The organism is Frigoribacterium sp. SL97, from assembly GCF_026625765.1.
Lineage (GTDB): Bacteria > Actinomycetota > Actinomycetes > Actinomycetales > Microbacteriaceae > Frigoribacterium.
In genome coordinates, this window is the sequence record NZ_CP113062.1 from 2708944 (window position 1) to 2730493 (window position 21550).

Annotated in this window: 20 protein-coding genes; 15 read left to right on the plus strand and 5 right to left on the minus strand. The window is 68.2% G+C overall.

Annotation, left to right across the window (positions count from 1 at the left end):
- Positions 1–652: 652 nt before the first annotated feature.
- From OVA02_RS13320 to OVA02_RS13330, 3 genes are read right to left on the minus strand one after another with little or no spacing between them, the layout of a single operon-like run.
- Positions 653–1093, minus strand: coding sequence for a GNAT family N-acetyltransferase (locus OVA02_RS13320; protein WP_173151032.1), 441 nt, complete (start codon positions 1091–1093; stop codon positions 653–655).
- A 60-nt stretch (positions 1094–1153) separates the two neighbouring features.
- Positions 1154–1399, minus strand: coding sequence for a zf-HC2 domain-containing protein (locus OVA02_RS13325; RefSeq protein WP_043593711.1), 246 nt, complete (start codon positions 1397–1399; stop codon positions 1154–1156).
- Complete coding sequence (locus tag OVA02_RS13330; protein ID WP_082460271.1) at positions 1396–2082, minus strand: sigma-70 family RNA polymerase sigma factor; 687 nt, start codon at positions 2080–2082, stop codon at positions 1396–1398. Before OVA02_RS13330 ends, OVA02_RS13325 begins: the two co-directional genes overlap by 4 nt.
- Positions 2083–2178: 96 nt before the next feature.
- Between OVA02_RS13330 and aroA the strand changes: the two genes are divergently transcribed.
- The 4 genes from aroA to OVA02_RS13350 all read left to right on the plus strand — a co-directional run bounded on the left by aroA (position 2179) and on the right by OVA02_RS13350 (position 6340).
- The gene (aroA, locus tag OVA02_RS13335) at positions 2179–3594 is read left to right on the plus strand and encodes a 3-phosphoshikimate 1-carboxyvinyltransferase (RefSeq protein ID WP_267658669.1); all 1416 of its coding nucleotides are present in this window, start codon (positions 2179–2181) and stop codon (positions 3592–3594) included.
- Between the two features lie 73 nt (positions 3595–3667).
- Positions 3668–4798 carry a ribosome small subunit-dependent GTPase A gene (gene rsgA, locus OVA02_RS13340; protein WP_123570299.1) on the plus strand — a complete coding sequence of 377 codons (1131 nt, stop codon included), beginning with the start codon at positions 3668–3670 and terminating at the stop codon, positions 4796–4798.
- Between the two features lie 404 nt (positions 4799–5202).
- Positions 5203–5964: an inositol monophosphatase family protein gene (locus OVA02_RS13345; protein WP_267659710.1), complete on the plus strand. Its 762-nt coding sequence runs from the start codon at positions 5203–5205 to the stop codon at positions 5962–5964.
- Between the two features lie 235 nt (positions 5965–6199).
- Positions 6200–6340, plus strand: coding sequence for a hypothetical protein (locus OVA02_RS13350; protein ID WP_267658670.1), 141 nt, complete (start codon positions 6200–6202; stop codon positions 6338–6340).
- 130 nt (positions 6341–6470) lie between these two features.
- On the opposite strand, the gene OVA02_RS13355 is transcribed toward OVA02_RS13350, so the two are convergent.
- Both OVA02_RS13355 and fdhA read right to left on the minus strand, forming a co-directional pair.
- Complete coding sequence (locus tag OVA02_RS13355; protein WP_159826375.1) at positions 6471–8000, minus strand: MFS transporter; 1530 nt, start codon at positions 7998–8000, stop codon at positions 6471–6473.
- A 146-nt stretch (positions 8001–8146) separates the two neighbouring features.
- Positions 8147–9367 carry a formaldehyde dehydrogenase, glutathione-independent gene (fdhA, locus tag OVA02_RS13360; RefSeq protein ID WP_056046055.1) on the minus strand — a complete coding sequence of 407 codons (1221 nt, stop codon included), beginning with the start codon at positions 9365–9367 and terminating at the stop codon, positions 8147–8149.
- Between the two features lie 329 nt (positions 9368–9696).
- Between fdhA and OVA02_RS13365 the strand changes: the two genes are divergently transcribed.
- The 11 genes from OVA02_RS13365 to OVA02_RS13415 are packed head-to-tail and all read left to right on the plus strand — an operon-like array spanning position 9697 to position 21438.
- Positions 9697–11136 carry a polysaccharide biosynthesis tyrosine autokinase gene (locus OVA02_RS13365; RefSeq protein WP_056046057.1) on the plus strand — a complete coding sequence of 480 codons (1440 nt, stop codon included), beginning with the start codon at positions 9697–9699 and terminating at the stop codon, positions 11134–11136.
- Positions 11137–11144: 8 nt separating this feature from the next.
- Positions 11145–11783 carry a low molecular weight phosphatase family protein gene (locus OVA02_RS13370; protein ID WP_056046059.1) on the plus strand — a complete coding sequence of 213 codons (639 nt, stop codon included), beginning with the start codon at positions 11145–11147 and terminating at the stop codon, positions 11781–11783.
- A complete protein-coding gene (locus OVA02_RS13375) occupies positions 11783–12757 on the plus strand; it encodes a hypothetical protein (RefSeq protein WP_267658671.1) in 975 nt (324 codons plus the stop codon). Before OVA02_RS13370 ends, OVA02_RS13375 begins: the two co-directional genes overlap by 1 nt.
- A complete protein-coding gene (locus OVA02_RS13380) occupies positions 12754–14556 on the plus strand; it encodes a polysaccharide biosynthesis protein (RefSeq protein WP_267658672.1) in 1803 nt (600 codons plus the stop codon). The genes OVA02_RS13375 and OVA02_RS13380 overlap by 4 nt, the downstream gene beginning before the upstream one ends.
- Before the next feature lie 14 nt (positions 14557–14570).
- A complete protein-coding gene (locus tag OVA02_RS13385; RefSeq protein WP_267658673.1) occupies positions 14571–15686 on the plus strand; it encodes a DegT/DnrJ/EryC1/StrS family aminotransferase in 1116 nt (371 codons plus the stop codon).
- On the plus strand, positions 15683–16309 hold the full coding sequence (locus OVA02_RS13390) for a sugar transferase (RefSeq protein WP_267658674.1): 627 nt from the start codon (positions 15683–15685) through the stop codon (positions 16307–16309). Before OVA02_RS13385 ends, OVA02_RS13390 begins: the two co-directional genes overlap by 4 nt.
- Entirely contained in the window at positions 16306–16947 is a 642-nt protein-coding gene (locus OVA02_RS13395) for an acetyltransferase (protein WP_267658675.1), read from the plus strand. Before OVA02_RS13390 ends, OVA02_RS13395 begins: the two co-directional genes overlap by 4 nt.
- Positions 16944–18209, plus strand: coding sequence for a lipopolysaccharide biosynthesis protein (locus tag OVA02_RS13400; RefSeq protein WP_267658676.1), 1266 nt, complete (start codon positions 16944–16946; stop codon positions 18207–18209). The genes OVA02_RS13395 and OVA02_RS13400 overlap by 4 nt, the downstream gene beginning before the upstream one ends.
- Entirely contained in the window at positions 18202–19086 is an 885-nt protein-coding gene (locus OVA02_RS13405) for a glycosyltransferase (RefSeq protein WP_267658677.1), read from the plus strand. Before OVA02_RS13400 ends, OVA02_RS13405 begins: the two co-directional genes overlap by 8 nt.
- Positions 19083–20384: an O-antigen polymerase gene (locus OVA02_RS13410; RefSeq protein WP_267658678.1), complete on the plus strand. Its 1302-nt coding sequence runs from the start codon at positions 19083–19085 to the stop codon at positions 20382–20384. Before OVA02_RS13405 ends, OVA02_RS13410 begins: the two co-directional genes overlap by 4 nt.
- Positions 20341–21438 (plus strand): acyltransferase family protein, encoded by a 1098-nt coding sequence (locus OVA02_RS13415; RefSeq protein WP_267659711.1) that lies wholly within the window; start codon positions 20341–20343, stop codon positions 21436–21438. The genes OVA02_RS13410 and OVA02_RS13415 overlap by 44 nt, the downstream gene beginning before the upstream one ends.
- Positions 21439–21550 lie beyond the last annotated feature (112 nt).

The following is a 21550-nucleotide window of genomic DNA, read 5'->3' on the forward strand; positions in this document are numbered from 1 at the left end:
CCGTGGCCGCGCCTCCTTCAGGAGGCGCGGCCACGGTCGTCTCGCGCGTCGGCAACTCAGGAGAAACGTGCCCGCCGGGGACGGCCCCGGGCTGAACGACGGCAAGAGTCCTGACGTGCCGACGCGGATCGATTCGGGGCCGCGGGACGGGCCGACGGACGGCGCTTGCACCGGCACCGGTCCGCCCGGGTTCGAGTCCGCGCCCCGCTGTCGGCAACTCAGGACTCCTGCTGCCGCAGCGGGCGCAGACACCCCGATGTGCAGCCGTTCTCCGGAATTGCCCACACACACGCCTGCGACGAACGGCGCCCGCATCGACATCGCACCGGCACCGGCACCGGCACCGGCATCGGCATCGGCATCGGCATCGGCATCGGCATCGATGGTCGACCCCGGGAGCGGACCCGTGCCGCCTGTCGGCAATTCAGGACTCCTGCGAGCGCAGTCCCAGTCCAGCCGCGTCACGACGACACCGGCCAGGAGTTACCGGCGCACGACGCACGAGGCACGACGCGTCACCCGCGACACCGCTGGCCGCGGAGGGAGTCGGCACCGCGGCGAGGGATCGCGCCTCAGGGCTGGGCCGTCACCGGGACGGCGCGGCCAGCACCGGGAGGGCGGTCAGCGTCAGGAGGAGACGGGACCGCCGCGGTCAGATGAGCTTCGAGTAGCGGACGCCGGCCTCGTGGTAGCCGCGCTTGCGGTAGAACCGGTTGGCCGAGTCGGTCGCGGCAGCCGAGACGGCGTTGAGAACGCGCGCCTGGTGCCCGCGGGCCCAGGACTCGAAGTGCCCCAGCAGGTACGAACCGACGCCGTCGCGGCGGGCCTCGGCCGACACGACGAGCAGCAGGAGCTCGGCCGTCGGCGCGTCGTCGTTGTACGCCCACACCACGTGACCGCCGGCCACGGCGGTGATGCGCCCGTCGTCGCCACGGACGACCCACGTCTCGTGCCCCGCGTCGGCCGTGAGCCGCGTCAGGCGCGCGGACAGGACGTCCGCGTCGAGCGTGTAACCGAGCAGGCCGATCAACGACACGAGGTCGTCGAGGTCGCTGGTGGTCGGGATGCCGAGGGGCTGCACCGTTGCGGTCATGCCACGACGCTAGCGCAGCCGTTCGTCATGTGACGACCGGCCGGGCACGGAGCGCGACGACTAGCGGTGGGCGGACTGCAGCTCGCGCAGGCGCGCAAGCACCGTGGCACGCAGGTCTTCGGGTGCCGTCTCGCGGCAGGCCCGCTGGACGGCCTCGGTCAGCACGACGCCGACCTTGTGCTCGCCCGAGCAGTCGCCGCAGTTCGCCATGTGCTCGCGGATGTCGGCCGCGTCCTCGCGGCACAACTCGTTGTGCAGGTAATCTTCGAGCTCGGCCTTGGCCTTGGTGCAACCACAGTCGGTCATTTCTTTCCGCCCTTCGACGAGCCGACGGGAACGGCGATGCCACGATCGCGTGCGTAGTCGGCGAGGAGTTCACGGAGCAGGCGACGGCCGCGGTGCAGGCGGCTCATCACGGTGCCCACGGGGGTCTTCATGATGTCGGCGATCTCTTGGTACGAGAAGCCTTCGACGTCCGCGAAGTACACGGCCATGCGGAAGTCTTCGGGGACCTTCTGCAGGGCGTCCTTCACGGCGCTGTCGGGGAGGTGGTCGATCGCCTCGGCCTCGGCCGAGCGGGTGGAGCCGGAGGCGCGGGTCGCGGACTCGGCGCCGCCCATCTGCCAGTCTTCCAACTCGTCGATCGTGCCCTGGTACGGGTCGCGCTGCTTCTTGCGGTACGTGTTGATGAACGTGTTGGTCTGGATGCGGTAGAGCCAGGCCTTGAGGTTCGTGCCCTGCTGGAACTGCGCGAACGCCGCGTAGGCCTTGACGAACGTCTCTTGCACGAGGTCGCTCGCGTCGGCCGGGTTGCGCGTCATGCGCATGCCCGCGGCGTAGAGCTGGTCCATGAACGGCAGCGCCTGTTCTTCGAACAGGGCGCGCTTCTCGGCGTCGGCGTCGACCGCCTCGAGGGCGGCGTCGACGTCGGCCTCGGTCGGTTCGACGGCGGCGGTCGGTGTGGGCTCGTGGCCCTCGGGGGTGCTCATCAGGGCCGATTCTAGTTCGGCGACGGTGATTTCCCTCGGTGCGAGTGCGACAGGCACAGGTCCTCCAGGTTCTTGCTGCATTACTGTGGTGAACCGATGCAGGTGTACAGGTATTCCGGGCCCGAGTTCTCTCCCTACGGCGACGGGAAGGTTCCCGAGGTCGACGAGGGGCGCTGGGTCGCGCCCACCGCCTCCGGGCCGTTGCGCGCCTCCTCGTCCCTGCCCGGGTCGAAGTCCCTGACGAACCGCGAACTCGTGCTGTCGGCGCTCGCCTCGTCGCCGTCGACGCTGCGGCTGCCGCTGCACTCCCGCGACACGGCGCTCATGATCGAGGCGCTCAAGGCCCTGGGCACGACGGTCGCCGAGTTCCCGAACGACTCCCCCTTCGGCCCCGACCTGGTCGTCACGCCCGGCGAGCTGCAGGGCGGCGCGACGATCGACTGCGGCCTGGCCGGCACGGTCATGCGCTTCCTGCCCCCGGTCGCCGCACTCGCCCTCGGACCGGTCACCTTCGACGGCGACGCCGGAGCCCGCAAGCGCCCCATGCGCACGACGATCGACGCCCTGCGCTCCCTCGGCGTCGAGGTGAACGACGACGGCCGGGGCGCGCTGCCCTTCAGCCTCTACGGCACCGGCGAGGTCGAGGGCGGCGACGTCGAGATCGACGCGTCGGCCTCGAGCCAGTTCGTCTCGGGGCTGCTGCTCTCGGCCCCGCGCTTCGAACGCGGCCTCACCCTGACCCACACCGGCGAACGCCTGCCGAGCCTGCCCCACATCGAGATGACGATCGACGCGCTCGCCCAGCGCGGGGTCGAGGTCGCCTCGCCCGCCGTCGGCACCTGGATCGTGCCGCCGACGCCGATCGCAGGGCGCGAGGTCGTCATCGAACCCGACCTGTCGAACGCGGCGCCGTTCCTCGTGGCCGCCCTGGTCGCGGGCGGCACCGTGTCCGTCCCGCACTGGCCCGCCGACACGACCCAGGTCGGGGCCGACCTGATCGACCTGCTGCCGCTCTGGGGTGCGTCCGTCACGCTCGACGGCGACACCCTCACCGTCGACGGCGGCGTGGGCCTCGTCGGCGGCGGCTCGCTGCCCGGCGTGGACGTCGACCTGTCCCGCGGTGGCGAGCTCGCCCCGGCGCTGGTCGCCCTCGCCGCCCTGGCGTCGGGCCCGAGCACGATCACCGGCATCGGCCACCTGCGCGGCCACGAGACCGACCGCCTCGCGGCCCTCGCCGCCGAGATCAACGCCCTCGGAGGCGCGGTGACCGAACTCGAGGACGGCCTGCGCATCGAACCGTCCCCGCTTCACGCGGGCCAGTGGCGCACCTACGAGGACCACCGCATGGCGACGGCGGCGGCGATCATCGGCCTCGCGGTCGAGGGGGTCGAGCTCGACGACGTCCGGGTCGTCGGCAAGACGCTGCCGCAGTTCGTCGAGTTGTGGGACGAGATGCTCGGCCGGTCCGTCCGCCAGAGCCCCGCCGACATCGACCTGCTCGGCTTCCTCTAGGCGCCGGGCCGACGACGATGAGCGGGGCACGGCGCAGGACGAGCGGGGCACGGTCGACGATGAGCGAGGCACGATGAGCTGGTGGAGCGACGGCGACGACGCGGAGGACGAGGGCGACTACGCCCAGTACGACGAGAGCTCGGTGCGGGTGCGCCCGAACCCCAAGGGCAACAAGCCGCGCACCAAGCAGCGCCCGGCCTACGCGAACGCCGAGGAAGGCGTCGTCTGGACGGTCGACCGTGGCCGCTACGGCGTGCTGATGGACGCCGGCACCCCCGACGAACGCGAGATCACGACGGCGCGGGCCCGCGAGCTCGGCAAGAAGAGCGTCGTGACCGGTGACCGCGTCGGCGTCGTCGGGGACACGAGCGGCTCCGAGGGGTCGCTCGCCCGCATCGTCAAGGTGCACGACCGCTCGACCCTGCTGAGGCGCAGTGCCGACGACAGCGACGCCGTCGAGCGCGTCATCGTCGCCAACGCCGACCAGATGCTGATCGTCGTGGCCGCTGCCGACCCCGAGCCCCGGCCCCGCCTGGTCGACCGCTACATGGTGGCGGCGTTCGACGCGGGGGTCGAACCGATCCTCTGCATCACCAAGACCGACCTCGCCGACCCGGCACCGTTCGCGGCGCACTTCTCGTGCTTCGACCTGCGCATCGTCACGACGACCTCGACCTCGTTCGACGAGGTCGCACCCGGCGGGCAGGTCTCCCCCGCGCTCGACGAGCTGCGCGGCGTCCTCGACGGCCACGTGACCGTCACGGTCGGCCACTCGGGCGTCGGCAAGTCGACCCTCGTCAACGCCCTGACCGGGTCGCGTCGCGAGGTGGGCGTGGTCAACGCGGTCACCGGTCGCGGACGGCACACCTCGTCGTCGACCGTGTCGTTCAAGGTGCCGACCGGCGGCTGGATCGTCGACACCCCCGGCGTGCGGTCGTTCGGACTCGGGCACGTCGACCCCGAGAACATCCTCAAGTCGTTCGCGGCGCACGCGATCCCGGCCGAGGGCGAGCCGGTCGACGGCATCCCGCTGGCCGAGGCCCACGACTGGGAGATCGTCGACCGCATCGAGGCCGGCGAGCTCGGCGACGTCGGCCGCGAACGGCTCGAGTCGCTGCAGTCACTGCTCGCATCCAAGGGCGGCGTGAGCGCGCGCGACCTCGCGGCCGCGGCCGACGACGCCCGCAGCGACGAACTCGGCTAGCGCGCCGACGCGTCGCACCGCACTCGGTCGCTCGGCGTCGGCCGATCCGCGCTGGGGCCGACCGCGCGACATCGCACCGCGTTTCGTGCGGCACACCTGGACTAGTCGCGGTGCCGTGCACGAAACGCGGTGCAGTGAGGTGCAGGGCGGGCCGGGGCGGACCGGGGCGGCGTTGAGGTGCGGCGCGGGGCCTTGCGGTGCGGCGCGGGGCGGGGCGGCGGTGCAGGAGGCGCGGGGCGGGCCGGGGGCGGCGGTGCGGTGGGTGCAGGAGGCGCGGGCCGGGCCGGCGGACAGGGCGCGGACGAGCAGGGCCGGCTGGGTACGCTGACGGGGTGACCGATGCTGCCGAGCCGACCCGCGCCTCCTCGTCCGACCGATCCACCGGGACGCCCTGGGCGGACGACCTGGCGCTCGCGCTCGAGCTGGCCGACCTGGCCGACGCGATCAGCACCGAGCGGTACCGGTCGGCCGACCTGCACGTGTCGCTCAAGCCCGACCGCTCGCACGTGACCGACGCCGACCAGGCCGTCGAGCGGGCGATCCGCGACCGGGTCGCCGCCGCGAGGCCCGACGACACCTTCTACGGCGAGGAGTACGGCCACGACGCTCCCTCGCACCGCCAGTGGGTGGTCGACCCGATCGACGGCACGGCGAACTTCCTGCGCGGGGTGCCGGTCTGGGCGGCGTTGATCTCGCTCGTCGTCGACGGGGTGCCCGTGGTGGGCGTGGTCAGTGCTCCCGCGCTCGGCCGGCGCTGGTGGGCGACGCAGGGCGGCGGGGCGTTCTCGACCGAACACGACGGGCCGCTGCGGGTGTCGGGCGTGCGCGACCTGGCCGACGCGTCCCTGAGCTTCAACGGGCTCGAGTACTGGATCGACGCCGGGCGCCTGCCGCAGCTGCTCGACCTGACGAGCCGCGTCTGGCGGACTCGGGCCTACGGCGACTTCTGGTCGTACATGTTGGTGGCCGAGGGCGCGCTCGACGTCGCGGGCGAGTTCGACCTGCAGCCCTATGACATGGCGGCCGTGGCGGTCGTCGTCGAGGAGGCCGGCGGACGTTTCACCAGTGCCGACGGGCTGCCGGGCCCGTGGCACGGCACCGCGATGGCGACGAACGGACTGCTGCACGCGAGCGTCCTCGGGGTCGTGGCCGCGCCTCCTGCCTGATCGGCACCGGCGGACGAGGTTCATCCCTGCGACGGAGGGCGACTCAGCCCTGCGCTTATGTTCACGCAACGTGCGGGCGGCTTGACTGATCACACGACGTCACCGGCTCCGCACAGGGGCACCGAGCAGCTCGGGCAGGGTCGTCAGGGGCTCCGCCGCCCGTGTCCCTGCACGGGCGGCCGGGCCTCGCCAACCGCGTCACCGACCGCGTCACCAGCCGATCGAAAGGCCCATCATGTTCGTCACGCCCGCCGTCTCCGTCTCCGCCATCACCAACACCGTCGCCGGCTCGATCGATCCCGCGTCGATCGCCCTGCCGACCACGCGTCAGGTCGACGTCACGAGCTACGTCGTCGAGGCCTTCGCCCGCCTCTGACCCGACCGCCACCCGACGGTCCGCCGCCCGACGGTCCGCCGTCTGACGGTCTGCCGCCCGACGGTCCGACGACCTGGGAGGCGCGGGCCCCCGAGGAGGCGCGGGTCGCCTCCCCGACAGCGGTCGCCGGCTATGAGGCCGCGGCCCCCTCGCCCACGCGCCCCTTCTTGCGGGCGCGCAGGTCCATCAGCCCGAGCACGAGCGCCACGGACACCAGGGCGATCGTGACGAAGAAGCCGTTGCGGTAGGCCTCGTGGTAGACGTCGAGGTTCGCCCCGTCCGCTCCCCCGGAGCCGGCGATGACCGAGTAGAACGTCGAGACCGCCGCCGCCGTGCCGATGGCCGTGCCGGCCCGCTGACCGACCTGCCCCATCGAACCGGCGACGCCGCCCATCTCGACGGGCACCTCGGCCAGCGTCAGCGTCTGGTTCGGCGAGATGACGAAGCCACCGCCGGTGCCGGCGATCAGCATGCCGATGCCCATGGCGTAGGGCGTGATGTCGCGCGGGGTGAGCACGGCCGCGAGCAGCAGGGCGACGAAGCCCACCGCGACCAGGACCAGCCCGAGGACTACCAGGCTGCGGCCGAACCGGTCGACGAGGCGTCCGCCGTAGAACGCCGCGACGGCGCTGGTCAGGGCGAACGGGATGGTGACCATGCCGGCGTAGACGGGTTCGAGGCCGAGCCCCTGCTGCAGGTACAGGGTCGTCAGCAGGAAAGTCGCGGGCAGGGCGCAGAAGTAGACTGTCGCGATCAGGGTGCCGTTGCGGTACGACGCGAGCGAGAACAGGCTGAAGTGCACGACCGGCGACTTACCCCGGGCCTTGTAGCGCTGCTCCCACCAGACGAAGGCGGCGCCGAAACCGACGAAGCCGATCAGGAAGAGCCAGCGCAGCGGGTCGTCCCCCTGGCCGGTCGTCAGCACGAACGGCAGCATGAGGGTGAAGATCGTCAGGCCGAGCAGCACGATGCCGAACAGGTCGAGCTCGTTGTGGCCGTTCGAGGCCGTGCGGGTCTTCGGCAGCAGCTTGAGGGCGAAGAAGATGGCGATCAGGCCGAGCGGGATGTTCATCCAGAACAGCAGGCGCCAACCGTCCTCCGGGCCGCCGATCGCGATGAGCAGGCCACCGAGGGTCGGGCCGAACGCCGTGCTGACGCCGATGATGGCGCCGAAGAAGCCGAACGCGCGACCGCGCTCCTTGCCCTGGAAGAGCTGCTGGATGAGCCCGAGCACCTGCGGCATCTGGATTCCGGCGGCGACGCCCTGCAGGATGCGCGCGGCGACGAGCAACTCGATGGTCGGCGCGAGGGCGCAGAGCAGGCTCGCGACGGTGAACGAGGTCAGGCCGATGACGAACATCATGCGGCGCGACTTGAGGTCGCCGAGACGGCCGGACGGCACGAGCGAGAGGCCGAAGGCGAGCGCGTAGCCGGCGACGATCAGCTGCAGGGCGGTGGGGCCGGCGCCGAGCGACGCCTCGATGCTGGGCAAGCCGACGTTGACCTTCGACAGGTCGAGGATCGTCAGGGCGGCGACGCCGACGCAGACGGCGAAGGCGCGCCACTTCTGGCGTTCTTCGTCGGAGCGGGCGGCGCGGCCGGAGGCGGGGCGGGCGGCGTCGGCGCCTCCCGGGGCAGGGGTGTCGGATGTCTTCGTCATGGGATCGTTCCGTCATACACCGTGCACGGCCTGCAACGACGCGGGTGCCCACGGAACGCGGGGGGCGCGGGTGCGCCGACCCGCGCCTCCCCGGCTCCGTCGGTCGAGGGGACCGAGAGCCGAGGAGGCGCGGGTGGCGACGAGGGTCAGGCCGCCTTGATCAGGCCGTTCGGGTTGAGGACGTACTTCGTGGCCGCGCCCTGGTCGAACTCGGCGTAGCCGCGCGGGGCGTCCTCGAGGCTGATCGCCTGGGCGTGGACGTTCTTCGCGATGCTCGTGCGGTCGTGGAGGATCGCCATCATCAGCTGCCGGTTGTACTTCATCACCGGGCACTGGCCCGTGGTGAACGACAGCGACTTGGCCCAGCCGGTGCCGAGGCTGAGCGACAGCGAGCCCTTCTGCGCGGCGGCGTCGATGCCGCCCGGGTCGCCGGTGACGTAGAGCCCCGGGATGCCCATGGCGCCACCGGCCGCGGTGATGTCCATCAGCGAGTTCAGCACGGTGGCCGGTGCTTCTTCGCCCGAACCGCCTCCGTGGCCCTTGGCCTCGAAGCCGACCGCGTCGACGGCGCAGTCGACGAGGGGTTCGCCGAGGATCTGGTCGATCTGCTCGCCTGGTTCGCCCTTGGTCAGGTCGACGGTCTCGCAGCCGAAGCTGCGCGCCTGGGCGAGGCGGTCGGCGTTCATGTCGCCGACGATGACGACGCTGGCACCGAGCAGCAGGGCACCGGTGGCGGCGGCGAGGCCGACGGGGCCGGCTCCGGCGACGTAGACGGTCGAGCCCACCTCGACGCCCGCGGTGACGGCACCGTGGAAGCCGGTCGGGAAGATGTCGGACAGCATCGCCAGGTCGAGGATCTTCTCCATGGCCTGGTCGGCGTCGGGGAACTTGAGCAGGTTCCAGTCGGCGTAGGGCACGAGCACGTACTCGGCCTGGCCGCCGACCCAGCCGCCCATGTCGACGTAGCCGTAGGCGCTGCCGGGGCGGTCGGGGTTGACGTTGAGACAGATGCCGGTCTTGCGTTCCTTGCAGTTGCGGCACCGGCCACAGGCGATGTTGAACGGCACCGAGACGATGTCGCCGACCTTGATGAACTCGACGTCGGGGCCGACCTCGACGACCTCGCCGGTGATCTCGTGGCCGAGCACGAGGTTCGTCGGGGCGGTGGTGCGGCCGCGGACCATGTGCTGGTCGGAACCGCAGATGTTGGTGGCGACCGTGCGCAGGATCGCGCCGTGGTTGACCTTGCGCCCGACGTTGGCCGGGTTGACGCCGGGGCCGTCCTTGAGCTCGAAGGTCGGGTAGTCGACGTCGATGACCTCGACCTGGCCGGGGCCCTTGTAGGCGACCGCGTGATTCGTTGCCATGGTGATCCTCCTTGATCACGAGCGAGCACGGGACGTGCCCGTCGTCGGCAGGCTATTGCGCGGGTCGGGCGGTGCGCCCGAATCACAGCCAGCGTTCAGGCGGACGATCAGCGACGCGTGTCGCGGTACGGCCCGCTGCACCCCCGTTCGGGGGCCACTTCGCCGGATCGGGCAACATATGTACCCCGTCTGGCCGTCCCGTGTGTGAGTATTGGTCACGGCGCAGAGTCGCGGGGAGCCATCAGGGTGCCGGGAGGCATGGTCCGTGCGACGACTGCCGGGGTGCCTGCCGCGGTGCCCGCACCCGATCAGGACAGGACCTCAGCCACGTGGAACTCCGTGACTACATCCGCATTCTCCGCAAGGGCTGGATCTTCATCGCCGCCCTCACGCTCGTCGGCCTCGCCGCCGGGGCGCTGAGCTCGATCCTGGCCACGCCGACCTACGTGTCGTCGACCCGGCTGTTCGTCTCGGTGCAGGCGCAGGACTCGTCGACCACGGTCGACGCGGTGCAGGGCAGCAGCGCGGCCCAGCAGAAGGTCCGGTCGTACGTCGACGTCGTGACGAGCGACGCGGTGCTCGACCCGGTCATCGACCAGCTCGGCCTCGACACCACGGCCGCGGGCCTCGCCTCGAAGATCACGGCCGAGTCGCCCCTGAACACCGTCTTGATCAACATCACGGTCACCGACACCGACGCCCAGCGCGCGGCCGACGTCGCCAACGCGGTGGGCGCCTCCCTCACGGACGTCGTCGTCAACGAGCTCGAGACGCCGACCGGTGGAGGCGCGAGCCTGGTCAAGATCGCGACGATCGTCCCCGGGTCGGTCGCCTCGGCCCCCTCGACCCCGCGCACCACGCTGAACCTCGGCCTCGGCCTGCTGATCGGCCTCGCCCTGGGCGTCGGAGCGGCCGTGCTGCGCAGCACCCTCGACACCCGCATCCACGGGTCGCACGACGTCGAGCTCGTCACCGATGCGCCGATCGTGGGTGGCATCAGCTACGACCCCGGGGCGAAGAAGCACCCGCTGATCGTGCACGTCGACCCGCGCAACCCGCGCGCCGAATCGTTCCGCACCCTGCGGACCAACCTGCAGTTCGTCAACGTCGAGTCGGCCAGCCGCTGCTTCGTCGTCACCTCGTCGCTGCCCGGCGAGGGCAAGACGACCACGACGGCCAACCTCGCGGTGGCCCTCGCCGAGACCGGTGCCACGGTGGCCGTCGTCGACGGCGACCTCCGCCTGCCGCGCCTCGCCGACACCCTCGGGCTCGAGGGCGTCGTCGGCCTGACCGACGTGTTGATCGGTCGGGCCGACCTCCAGGACGTCCTGCAGCCCTGGGGCCGCGGCACGATGTACGTGCTGCCGGCCGGCCGCGTTCCCCCGAACCCGAGCGAGCTGCTCGGCTCGAAGGCGATGTCGTCGCTGATCGAGTCCTTGACGACGTCGTTCGACTACGTGCTGATCGACGCGCCTCCGCTGCTGCCGGTGACCGACGCGGCCATCCTCAGCAAGCTGACCGGCGGGGCGATCGTCGTGTCGGCCGCGGGCCGCACGACCCGCAACGAGCTGCAGTCCGCGCTGCGCAACCTCGAGCACATCGGCAGCAAGGTGCACGGCATCGTGCTGACCATGCTGCCGACGAAGGGGCCGGACGCCTACGGTTACGGCAACTACGGGGCGTACTACGGCATGGAACAGGACGCCCCCGAGGCGGGCGTCGGCGACCTGCCCGTGGCCCCGAAGACGAGCTCGCGCTCGGCGAAGTAGGCGGCCCCGTGTCTTTCGTGATCCCCCGCCGCACCTCGACCACCTTCTCGCTGCTGACCGTCTGCACCGGCAACATCTGCCGGTCCCCCCTGGCCGAGCTGTACCTCCGCCGCGGTCTCTCGTCGTGGGACGACGTCACCGTGTCGAGCGCCGGCACCATGGCCGTCGACGACGACGTCATGCCCGACCAGGCCCGGGCCCTCGCCCGGTCCTTCGACCTGGAGCCCGACGACCACCGGGCCCGGTTCCTGTTCGAGCGCGACGTCCGCGATGCCGACCTCGTCGTGGCGCTCGCCCGCGAACACCGCCGGGCCGTCGTCTCGATGCACCCCCGCGCCAGCCGGTACACGTTCACCCTGCGCGAGGCCGCCCGCCTCGCCCGCGACGTGACCGACGCCGAGCTGGTCGACGCCCTGCCCGCCGACGCGTCCACCGTGGCCGACCGACTGCGCGCGACCGTGGCCCTGCTGGCCTCCCGCCGTGGCACGGTCGAGGCACCGGACGACGCACTGGACGACGACGTCGTCGATCCCTACCGCCGGTCGGACGAGACGTTCACCGAGTCGGGTCGCCAGCTGGTGCCCGCGGCCGACGTGCTCGTCGACCTGCTGACCCGCGCCGCCGCCCTCGACGGGGGTGACCGCTGATGCCCGACGCACGCCGCAAGAGGGGCTCGCGCGCACGCGCCCGCCGCCGCCTGGCCATCATCGGGATCGGGGCCTTCGTCCTCGTCGACCTCGGACTCGTCGTCCTGGCCCTGAACCGCGAACCGTCTGGTCTGGCTGCCGACGCCGAGCCCGCCGCCACGTCGACGCCTCGCCCGGTCGAGACCGAGAGCACGCCGTCGCCCACCGCGACCCCCACCGCCGCCGCCGAGGCCGTGACGCCGACGCGCCTCCTGTCGGTCGTCGACGCGGGGACCGCCTGGCGCGCGCAGGCCGCGAGCTGCACCCCCGGCACCGTCGCGTCGCCGCCCGTCGTCGAACAGACGACGTCGGGAGGCGCCACCTGGTCGGCCACGTCGGTCGAGACCGGTGGCTCCCTCGCCGGTCTGGACCGCCTGCAGGCGACGGACGCGTCGTCGGCCTTCGTCGTCGGCCCCGCCGGGGACGACTGCGCACCGGCGTTCGCCCAGACCTTCAGCGGGGGTGCCGAGTACCGCGACTACCCCGAGCGACTGGCGGCGTCGTGGTACGTCGCCCGGACCGCGCCCGGCAGCGTGCACTCCCCCTCGGGTGACCGTGCGGCCCCGTGCCCGACCGTCGTCGACCTCGCGGTCGTGAGCGACGCCGAGGCCGGTGTGCTGTGCAGCGACCGGACGTTCTTCCGCACCGGTGACGGCGCGACCACCTGGGACGCGGGCACCGTCGTCGACGGTGCCGTCGCCGTCACCGCCGCCTCGGGCTCCTACCTCGTCGCCTCGACTGGTGCCGCCGACTGCGACGGCACGGCCGTCGTGACGCCGCCGACCGCGTCGGGCGCGGCCGCGACGACTGTGGGCTGCGCGCCGGCGTCGTCCGAGACGCCCGGAGCGATCGCGCTCTCGGCTTCGGCGGCGGCGGTCTGGCTCTGGGCCGACGACGTCGTGTCGGTGTCGACGGACGGCGGGGTGACCTGGTGATCGACCGGTTCATGGCCTCACCGGCGCGACGGACCGCCCTGCAGGTGGGGCTCGACGCCCTCTCGTGGGTCGTCGCGATCTTCTTCGCCGTGTCGCTGCGCTACGACTTCTGGTACGGCGACGTCACCTGGCGGGCGGTCTTCGGCGTCGCCGCCGTGACGGTCGTCGTCGGGGCGGCACTCGGCTACGCGACGGGGCTCTACCGTCGCCGGTTCGTGCCGGGCAGCTTCGCCGAGGTGCGCACCATCGTCACGGTGGTCGTCGCGACCGGGCTGATCGTCGGCATCCCCGTCCTCGCGATCGGGACCGAGATCATGTTGGCGCGCAGCACCGTGTTCATCGCCATGCCGGTCGTCTTCGTCTTCATGGGTGCCCTGCGCTACGTGGCCAGGCTCTACGTCGAGACGCAGAGCCGCCCCGGCGAGAGTGCCCAACCGACGCTCATCTTCGGAGCGGGCCGTCTCGCCAACCACCTTGTCCGCCGCATGCTGACCGACCCGGCCTCGCCGTACCTCCCCGTCGGCCTGATCGACGACGACCGCACGCGGTCGAGCCTGCGCATCGAGGGCGTCCCCGTCCTCGGGACGAGACAGGACCTCGTCGCCGCCGCCGAGCGGAGCGGGGCGAAGGCGATCATCATCGGCATCGCGAAGGCCGACGCCCCCCTGCTGCAGGACATCACCGACCGAGCCGCCGAGGCCGGTCTCCGCGTGATGGTCCTCCCGCTGCTCGACGAGATCCTCGAGGGCAAGTCGCGGCTCGGCGACGTGCGCGACATCGCCATCGAGGACATCATCGGCCGTCACCCGGTCGACACGCAGGTCGAGTCGATCGCGGGCTACCTGGCGGGCAAGCGCGTCCTCGTCACGGGAGCCGGCGGGTCGATCGGCAGCGAGTTGTGCCGCCAGATCGCCAAGTTCGGCCCCGCCGAGCTGATCATGCTCGACCGTGACGAGACCGGTCTGCAGCAGTCGCAGCTGTCGATCTCGGGCAACGGCCTGCTCGACACCAAGGAGGTCGTGCTGGCCGACATCAGGGACCCGGAGGCACTGCGAGCGATCTTCGAGGACCGTCGACCCGAGGTGGTCTTCCATGCGGCGGCGCTGAAGCACCTGCCGATGCTCGAGCAGTACCCCGACGAGGCGTGGAAGACGAACGTGCTCGGCACCCAGAACGTGCTCGACGCGAGCAAGGCCGTCGGGGTGACGACGTTCGTCAACATCTCGACCGACAAGGCGGCGAACCCGACGAGCGTGCTCGGGCACTCGAAGCGCCTGGCCGAGCGGCTTACGGCCTGGACCGCCGACGAGACCGGTGCCCGCTACCTGTCGGTGCGGTTCGGCAACGTGCTGGGCAGCCGCGGGTCGATGCTGCCGGTGTTCACCTCGCTGATCGAGGCCGGTGGCCCGCTGACGATCACGCACCCCGACGTGACGCGGTTCTTCATGACCATCCCCGAGGCGTGCCACCTCGTGGTGCAGGCGGGCGGGATCGGCTCGCCCAGCGAGGTGCTCATCCTCGACATGGGCGAGCCCGTGCGCATCCTCGACATCGCCGAACGCATGATCGCCATGTCGGGCCGGGACATCGGCATCGTCTACACGGGCCTGCGCGAGGGCGAGAAGATGCACGAGGAGCTCGTCGGCCTCGGCGAGAGCGACAACCGGCCCGTGCACCCGAAGATCTCGCACACCACCGTGCCGGCGCTGCACCCGTCGCAGCTCGACGGTGTGCACGCCCACGTGGGCCCGTGGACGGCGGAGCTCGCGTTCGACCCGAAACAGGAAGTTCCCGAGTGACCGAACGGATCTACATGAGCTCGCCCGATGTGGGCGAGCTCGAACAGCAATACGTCCTGGCGGCCATGGCGGGCGGCTGGATCGCGCCCCTGGGGCCCGACGTCGACGCGTTCGAGGCCGAGGTGGCCGAGCGGGTGGGCGTCGAACACGGCGTGGCCCTGAGCTCGGGCACGGCGGCCCTGCACGTCGCTCTGGTGGCATGGGGCGTCGGCCCCGGCGATGTCGTGCCCACGTCCTCGATGACCTTCGCCGCGACTGCCAACGCGATCGCCTACACGGGTGCCGAGCCGTACTTCGTCGATTGTGACCCCGACACCGGCAACATGGACCCCCGACTGCTCGCCAGCGTTCTCGACGAGCTCGCGGCCTCCGGTGAGCGCGTGGGCGCGGTCGTGCCAGTCGACCTGCTGGGCAAGGCCGTCGACTACACCGCCATCACCGAGCTCACCGATCGGCACGGCGTACGGCTTCTCGCCGATGCTGCAGAGTCCCTCGGCGCGTCTCACCGGGGACGGGCGGCCGGTTCATTCGGCGATGCGTCCGTGGTCTCGTTCAACGGCAACAAGATCATGACGACGTCGGGCGGCGGCATGTTGCTGACCGACGACGGCGACCTGGCACAGCGCGTGCGCTACCTGTCGACGCAGGCGCGACAGCCCGTCGTCCACTACGAGCACACCGAGATCGGCTACAACTACCGTCTCAGCAACTTGTTGGCGGCCCTTGGACGGGCACAGCTGACCCGGCTCGACGAGATGATCGCCCGGCGCCGGGAGATGCGTGAGCTGTACGCCTCGCTCTTCGCCGGGGTCGAGGGTGTCGAGATCTTCGGTCGCGACGGCGACGAACTCGACAACGTCTGGCTGACGTCGATCCTCGTCGACCGTTCGGTCACCGGATGGGCGCCGGCCGATCTGTCGGCCTGGTTGGCCGAGGTTCAGATCGAGTCGCGACCGTTGTGGAAGCCCATGCACCTGCAGCCCGTGTTCTCCGCCGCTCGCGCCAAGGTCACGGGTGCGTCCGAGCGACTCTTCGCACGGGGGCTGACCTTGCCGAGCGGCTCTGCGCTCGACGCCGACCAGCGGAAACGGGTCGTCGACCGCATAGCTGCCTTCATGGAGACCGCATGACACCGTCGTGGATCGAAGCGGGACTGAAGCGAACTTTCGACGTCATCGTCGCCGGCGTCGGACTCGTCTTGACGTCACCGCTTCAGCTGGCGCTTGTCGGCGTCGTGGCCCGAAAACTTGGTCGGCCGGTCTTCTTCGTCCAGCCTCGGCCCGGCAAAGACGGCCAGGTCTTCGACCTCGTCAAGTTCAGGACGATGCTGCCCGTCGACGAGGCACGCGGTCTCGTGACCGATGACGACCGCATGACGAGGTTCGGAGCGCTGCTGCGGTCCACGAGCCTGGACGAACTGCCCACGCTCTGGAACGTCGTGCGAGGCGACATGAGTTTGGTTGGCCCACGTCCCCTCCTCGTGCAATACCTCGACCGCTACTCCCCTCGGCAGGCGCGTCGTCACGAGGTCCGCCCAGGTGTCACCGGCTTGGCTCAGATCAATGGGCGCAACGCAATTTCGTGGGACGAGAAGCTTGAGCTCGACGTGATCTACGTCGACACACGATCGTTCCGGGGCGACTTGCGAATCCTGGCGCTGACGGCCTTTAAAGTCCTCAAGCGACAGGACGTTACGGAGGTAGGCGCCGTGACAGTGACCGAATTCCACGGTTCTAGGCAGGCTAGCTCGTGACGATCGACGTCATAGTCGTTGGCGCTGGCGGGTTCGGGCGCGAAGCGCTCGATGTAGTCCAGGCCATGGTTATGCAAGGACCCGACAACATTCGCATCCTCGGGGTGGTCGATGATGCTCCAAGTGAGCCAAATATGTCGTTCCTGGCTCAACGCAGGATTCCTATGCTTGGACCTCTCGAAGCTTTGCTTGCCCAACCCATCGCCGTCCAATACCTCATCGGCGTCGGTTCGCCGCGGGTGAGGGAGTCGATCGCAGGTCGGCTGGACGGAGCGCAGCGAGCTCCTTTCACAGCCATTCACCCCTCCGCGACCGTTGGCTCTCAATCCCGTCTGGGTCCCGGCTCGATCGTATGTGCGGGAGCCCAGGTATCGACAAACGTGACGGCGGGGCGGCACACGCACATCAACCCGGCCAGTGTCATAGGCCACGACACTGAGCTCGGGGATTGGGTATCGGTCAACCCCGCAGCCGTGATTAGCGGCGACGTGCGCGTCGGTCCCGGCACCCTGATCGGAGCGAACGCGACTGTGTTGCAGGGATTGACGATAGGGGCCCGCGCCGTGATTGGAGCAGCTGCCTGCGTCGTCCGTGACGTGCCGCAGAACGCTACCGTGAAGGGTGTTCCCGCTCGATGACGGAAACCACTACGGCAGCCAGCGGACGAAGCCTACTGGCTTACGGCCTCGGCAAGATCATCCCTGGGCTGCTGCTTTTTATGGCTGTTCCGCTCTGGACTAGAATTTTTGGGCCTGAGCAATACGGCTTTTATTCCATTGCCTGGAGCGTCGCGCTCTTTTCTAGCTCCCTGTTCACGGGTTGGATACGGCAGGCCCTCCTACGCCACACGGGCAACGAAGGCGCAACGCTTCGCTCGCTCCCCCGCTGGACGATTCCCGCCGCAAGCGTCTTGGCGTCCGTACCTGTAGCCCTTCTCGTGGCCGTTCAGCTCCGACATGTCGGAGATGGACGTACATTCATCATCTCGGCAATCCTCTTTACCGTCATCAATTCGGCTTACACGGTCCTGCAGGCCTCAGCACAGCGCCAAGCCCGTTCGACGACTTACACCTTGGCCGAGATCGTGAGGGTTGGCGGAGCGGTCCTGGCCAGTCTCGCGGTTCAAAAAATTCTAGGCCTCGAGGGCGGGACTTCAATCCTAATCGGCTTTTGCCTGAGCAGCATTAGTGCTGTTGGCGTTCTTCAATGGCGCCAAATTGCAAAGGGCAAGCCTCATTCTTATCGACCGGAACGCACACGGGGCGACTCCACGCTTGCCACATTCTGGCGATATGGCTGGCCCATGGCTATCTGGCTTGCAGCGTCAACGCTCCTGCTGTACCAGGACAGGGTCATCATCGGTTCGGTTCTCGGCCCCGCCGCTGCTGGTGAGTACGCGGCTGTCGCAGATGTCATAGTGCGAGGATTCGCCATGGTGAGTTTTCCTTTGACGATGGTTAGCCACCCTCTCATCATGGGTGCTTGGAATCGTGGCGAGGCAAGTTCTGCCTTGGCCATCAATCGGACCTTCAAGCGATATCTCATCGGGCTGTCAGTCGTCATTGTGCTGTCCGGCTGCCTGTTCGGCCAATCCGTTCTCGAACTGATCCTCGACATTCGAATAACCGAGCCTTTGCTGGTCCCCCTCCTCCTCATCGGCGCCGCTCTCTGGCAACTTGGACTCATGACGCACAAGGAACTCGAAGTCGAGAACCGAACCCGTCTCATGGCGATCCTCATCGTTTCTGTTGCAGCATCAAGCGCTGTCATAAATGCGTTTCTGACCGCACAGTCGGGCATTGTCGGCCCGGCGGCCGTATTTGCAGCCGGGGCCGGCGCCTACGTGCTGATCACCTACAGCCTGGGAGCCCGGCTACGCAAGAGGAGCATTCATGTCTGACCCCAGCATTTCAATCATCGCCGTGTCTTACTTCGGTGCGGCCGACGCTCGGCTCCTCGTCGATTCGCTCCTTCCACAGGACTTCGACGACTGGCAGCTCGTCATCGTCGACAATTCCGTCGATCCCACCGAGCGCGAACTCCTTCAGGAGTTGGCGTCCGACGACGCTCGTATTCGTATTCTTTTCAGTGGCAAGAACCTGGGTTACTTTGGTGCAGCTCATCATGCATTCGACGTGGTCTCTCCGCTGGGCGACGTGGTGGTCATGAACACGGACGTCGTGTTCGGGGGCCCGACCGTTCTGGGACAGCTTCGACGTGAGTCCTTGAGCCGAGACGACCTCGGCGTCTTAGCCCCGGCAATCATCAGCGAGAGAAGCGGCCGCGATCAGAACCCTCATCTCGTGGCAATGCCCTCGGTACGTGTAGCTGCAATGAGGCGCTGGGCAACAGCCACGCCTCTTCTCACCCAGCTTTCGTTGTTGTTGTCCGACGTCAGGAGACGCAAGCGTCCGTTACCTGGGACCCAGCCTGGTGAGGTGTCACTAATTTATGCGGCGCACGGATCATTCATGTATCTGACAGAAAAGTACTTCGCGTCCTCCGGCGACCTCCGGCACCCTCTCTTTCTCTTCGGGGAGGAGATTTACGTCGCTGAGCACGCCCGCCGGGCAGGTCTCGAGACCTGGCATTTGCCCATGGTGACCATGAACCATGTCGAGCACGGAACAATGGGAATACGTCGTTCCCGCGCCGTCCTACAAATGTCAGGTAAGGCAACGAGATATGCCTTGCACACAGCCAAGGCAGCAGCACAAGAAAGACGCAGTGATTCACCGCAACCCCAAAATGGGAGAACGTCCGGGTCGCAAGGATGATCGACCTTCTCGTACTCCCGGCGATGGTCGCGCTATCGGTCGGACTACGCATACTGACGGGAACATGGCTGCATCCGTCGACGGTGTTCGCGACAGCCTGGACCGCCTTCCTCTTCACCGCGGCGATTCTGCTCCCCGGTGTCGATTCCTACTCGCGAGCGAGCTTGTTCGTGCTCTTGGCGTCTCTCGTGGCGGCCTTGGGGTCTCCGCTCTCGATCCATAAGAGAGACATAATTCCCCATCGGTTGATCTCTAGTCCGTGGTTAATTCGATTCTCGTTGTCGGGGTTTTTTACTGGCCTTCTCGCCGCTCTAATCAATGTGGAGTCGAATGGCAGATCGTTTGTCGCTGCCCTGTCTGCGGACTCGCTCATCTCGTCATCGCAGGCAATGACTGCCGCTCGATACAACGGGTCGCTGGTGAGTTCACCACTGGCGACGTTCCTTCTGGCTATTACCTACGGCGCTGCGATGGCGGCACCGTTCGCCGCGACGTCCAGAAACCGTCTGAAAAACGCTCTGATTCTTGCTGCACCGAGTGCCGGTGGCGCGGCATACGCCCTGTTGACGACAGCTCGAGCTGGGCTCCTCATCGCAGCTTCTCTGAGCCTTGCGTCCTGGATCGTCGTCAAGGCGATCAAGGACGGCGGCCGGCCCAAGGTCAGCCTGAAGAGCGTCGCACCGCTGGTTGTCAGTGGCGGAGCCGTTGCCGTGTTCTTCCTCATCACTGCTGCCAACCGGTACGGAGGGGTGTCATACGTGGATCAGGCCACTCTGGGCCGCACAGTAGGGATCTACGCGGGTGCGTCCACGCCGGCCCTAGGCGCTTGGCTCGGCACCCCCACTTTGCCGGAATGGGGCGTGAACACGTTCTCCGGAATTTCCTCGTTCTTCGTGCGGCCCGGAACTCTCGGAGTGCCTGACTTTCTCGATTTGGGCGCGGATGTCTCGAGCAACGTCTTTACCGCCTTCCGACCACTTGTTGAGGACTTCACCGAGCCAGGCGCCCTCGCTTTCATCGGAATTGTGAGCCTGATAGCTGCGTATGGCTACCGTCGCGCGGTGCTCCAGGGGAAGACCGCCGCTGCCGTCCTGGTGTCAGCCTGGATGAGCTTCGTTCTTTTTTCGCAATCTGCCAGCATTTTCACCTTCACGAATGTGGTCGTCGGTGTGCTGGTCTCGAGTGTCCTCATCTGTCGTCTGGCGAGATTCGAGGAAAGCGAAAATGCCGACGAAACGCTGAGCGCCTATGCCCATGCAACTACGGACAAGGGAAAGAGCCAGACCGTTGGCTCCTAGGACACGCACCTTGTCATTGGCACAAGCTTTCGATCCCACTTCTAACGCACTTAATGCTATTCGTTTAGCTCTAGCAGTCATCGTTGTCGTGTCCCACTCGTGGCCCGTGACTGGACGCGGAGACGACCCTTTGCTCGGTGCGCAAGACTGGGGCGATTGGGCTGTAGGGGGATTTTTTGCAATTTCCGGCTACCTCATCACAGCCAGCCGGGATACAACGCCCAGCTTTGCCATCTTTGTCTGGAAGCGCTTCCTAAGAATCTATCCTGCGTTTCTGTCTGCCCTCATTGCCGTTGCTTTCATCGCCGCGCCGCTATCAACGATCCTTACGGACGTGTCTTGGAACGCAGCTGATTCCCTGCAGTACGTATGGCGAAACTCGTTCCTTCTCATCACTCAACCGGCTATCGGTTCGACTCTGAACGATTCCCCGATCCCTGATTCTTGGAACAACCCGCTATGGACGCTGGCCTACGAATCGGCGTGCTATCTGCTGATTGGCATTCTCTTTACGCTTTTGCCAAGCCGGTTCCGTTTAGGCGCGATCGCCGGGGCCGGCCTGGTGTGCTCCGTCGCCACTGCACTTGCGCTAGGAGACGTCCTCTCGGTCCCGGCTGTTGTGCTGAAAGGCTTTCACCTAGGGTCGTTTTTCGCCGCGGGGGCCTTCCTCTACCTGGGCAGGCGGAAGATACCGATGCGAAGGGTTCTCTTCATAAGCTCCGTGTCAGTTCTGGTACTCGCAGTTCTTCTTCGAATTGACGCCGTCTTGGCCCCCCTTCCGCTTGCTTTCCTGCTTCTTTGGGGGGGCACGAAGCTACCTCTGCGAAAAGTGGGAGCCAAGAACGACATCAGCTACGGGATGTACATCTACGCCTTTCCCGTACAGCAGCTGCTGCATTTGGCCCTGCCCTCCCTGAGCATTCCGTTGCTTTTCGCCGTCATGTCGGCGTTCTTGACCCTGCCACTGGCGTGGTTGTCATACCGCTTCATCGAGAAGCCATCTCTGAGATTGAAGACTCTCTGGACGGTCCAGACGAGGGCCGTGGGCGGGTAGCCTGCCTTCGCTTTCTCAAAACAATCGATGGGTGGCCTGATTGCGGGCGTGTCACCTTTCCCGGTAGTCGAAACGGCTCAGATACGGCATGACGGTGGTCGTCTTGCAACGC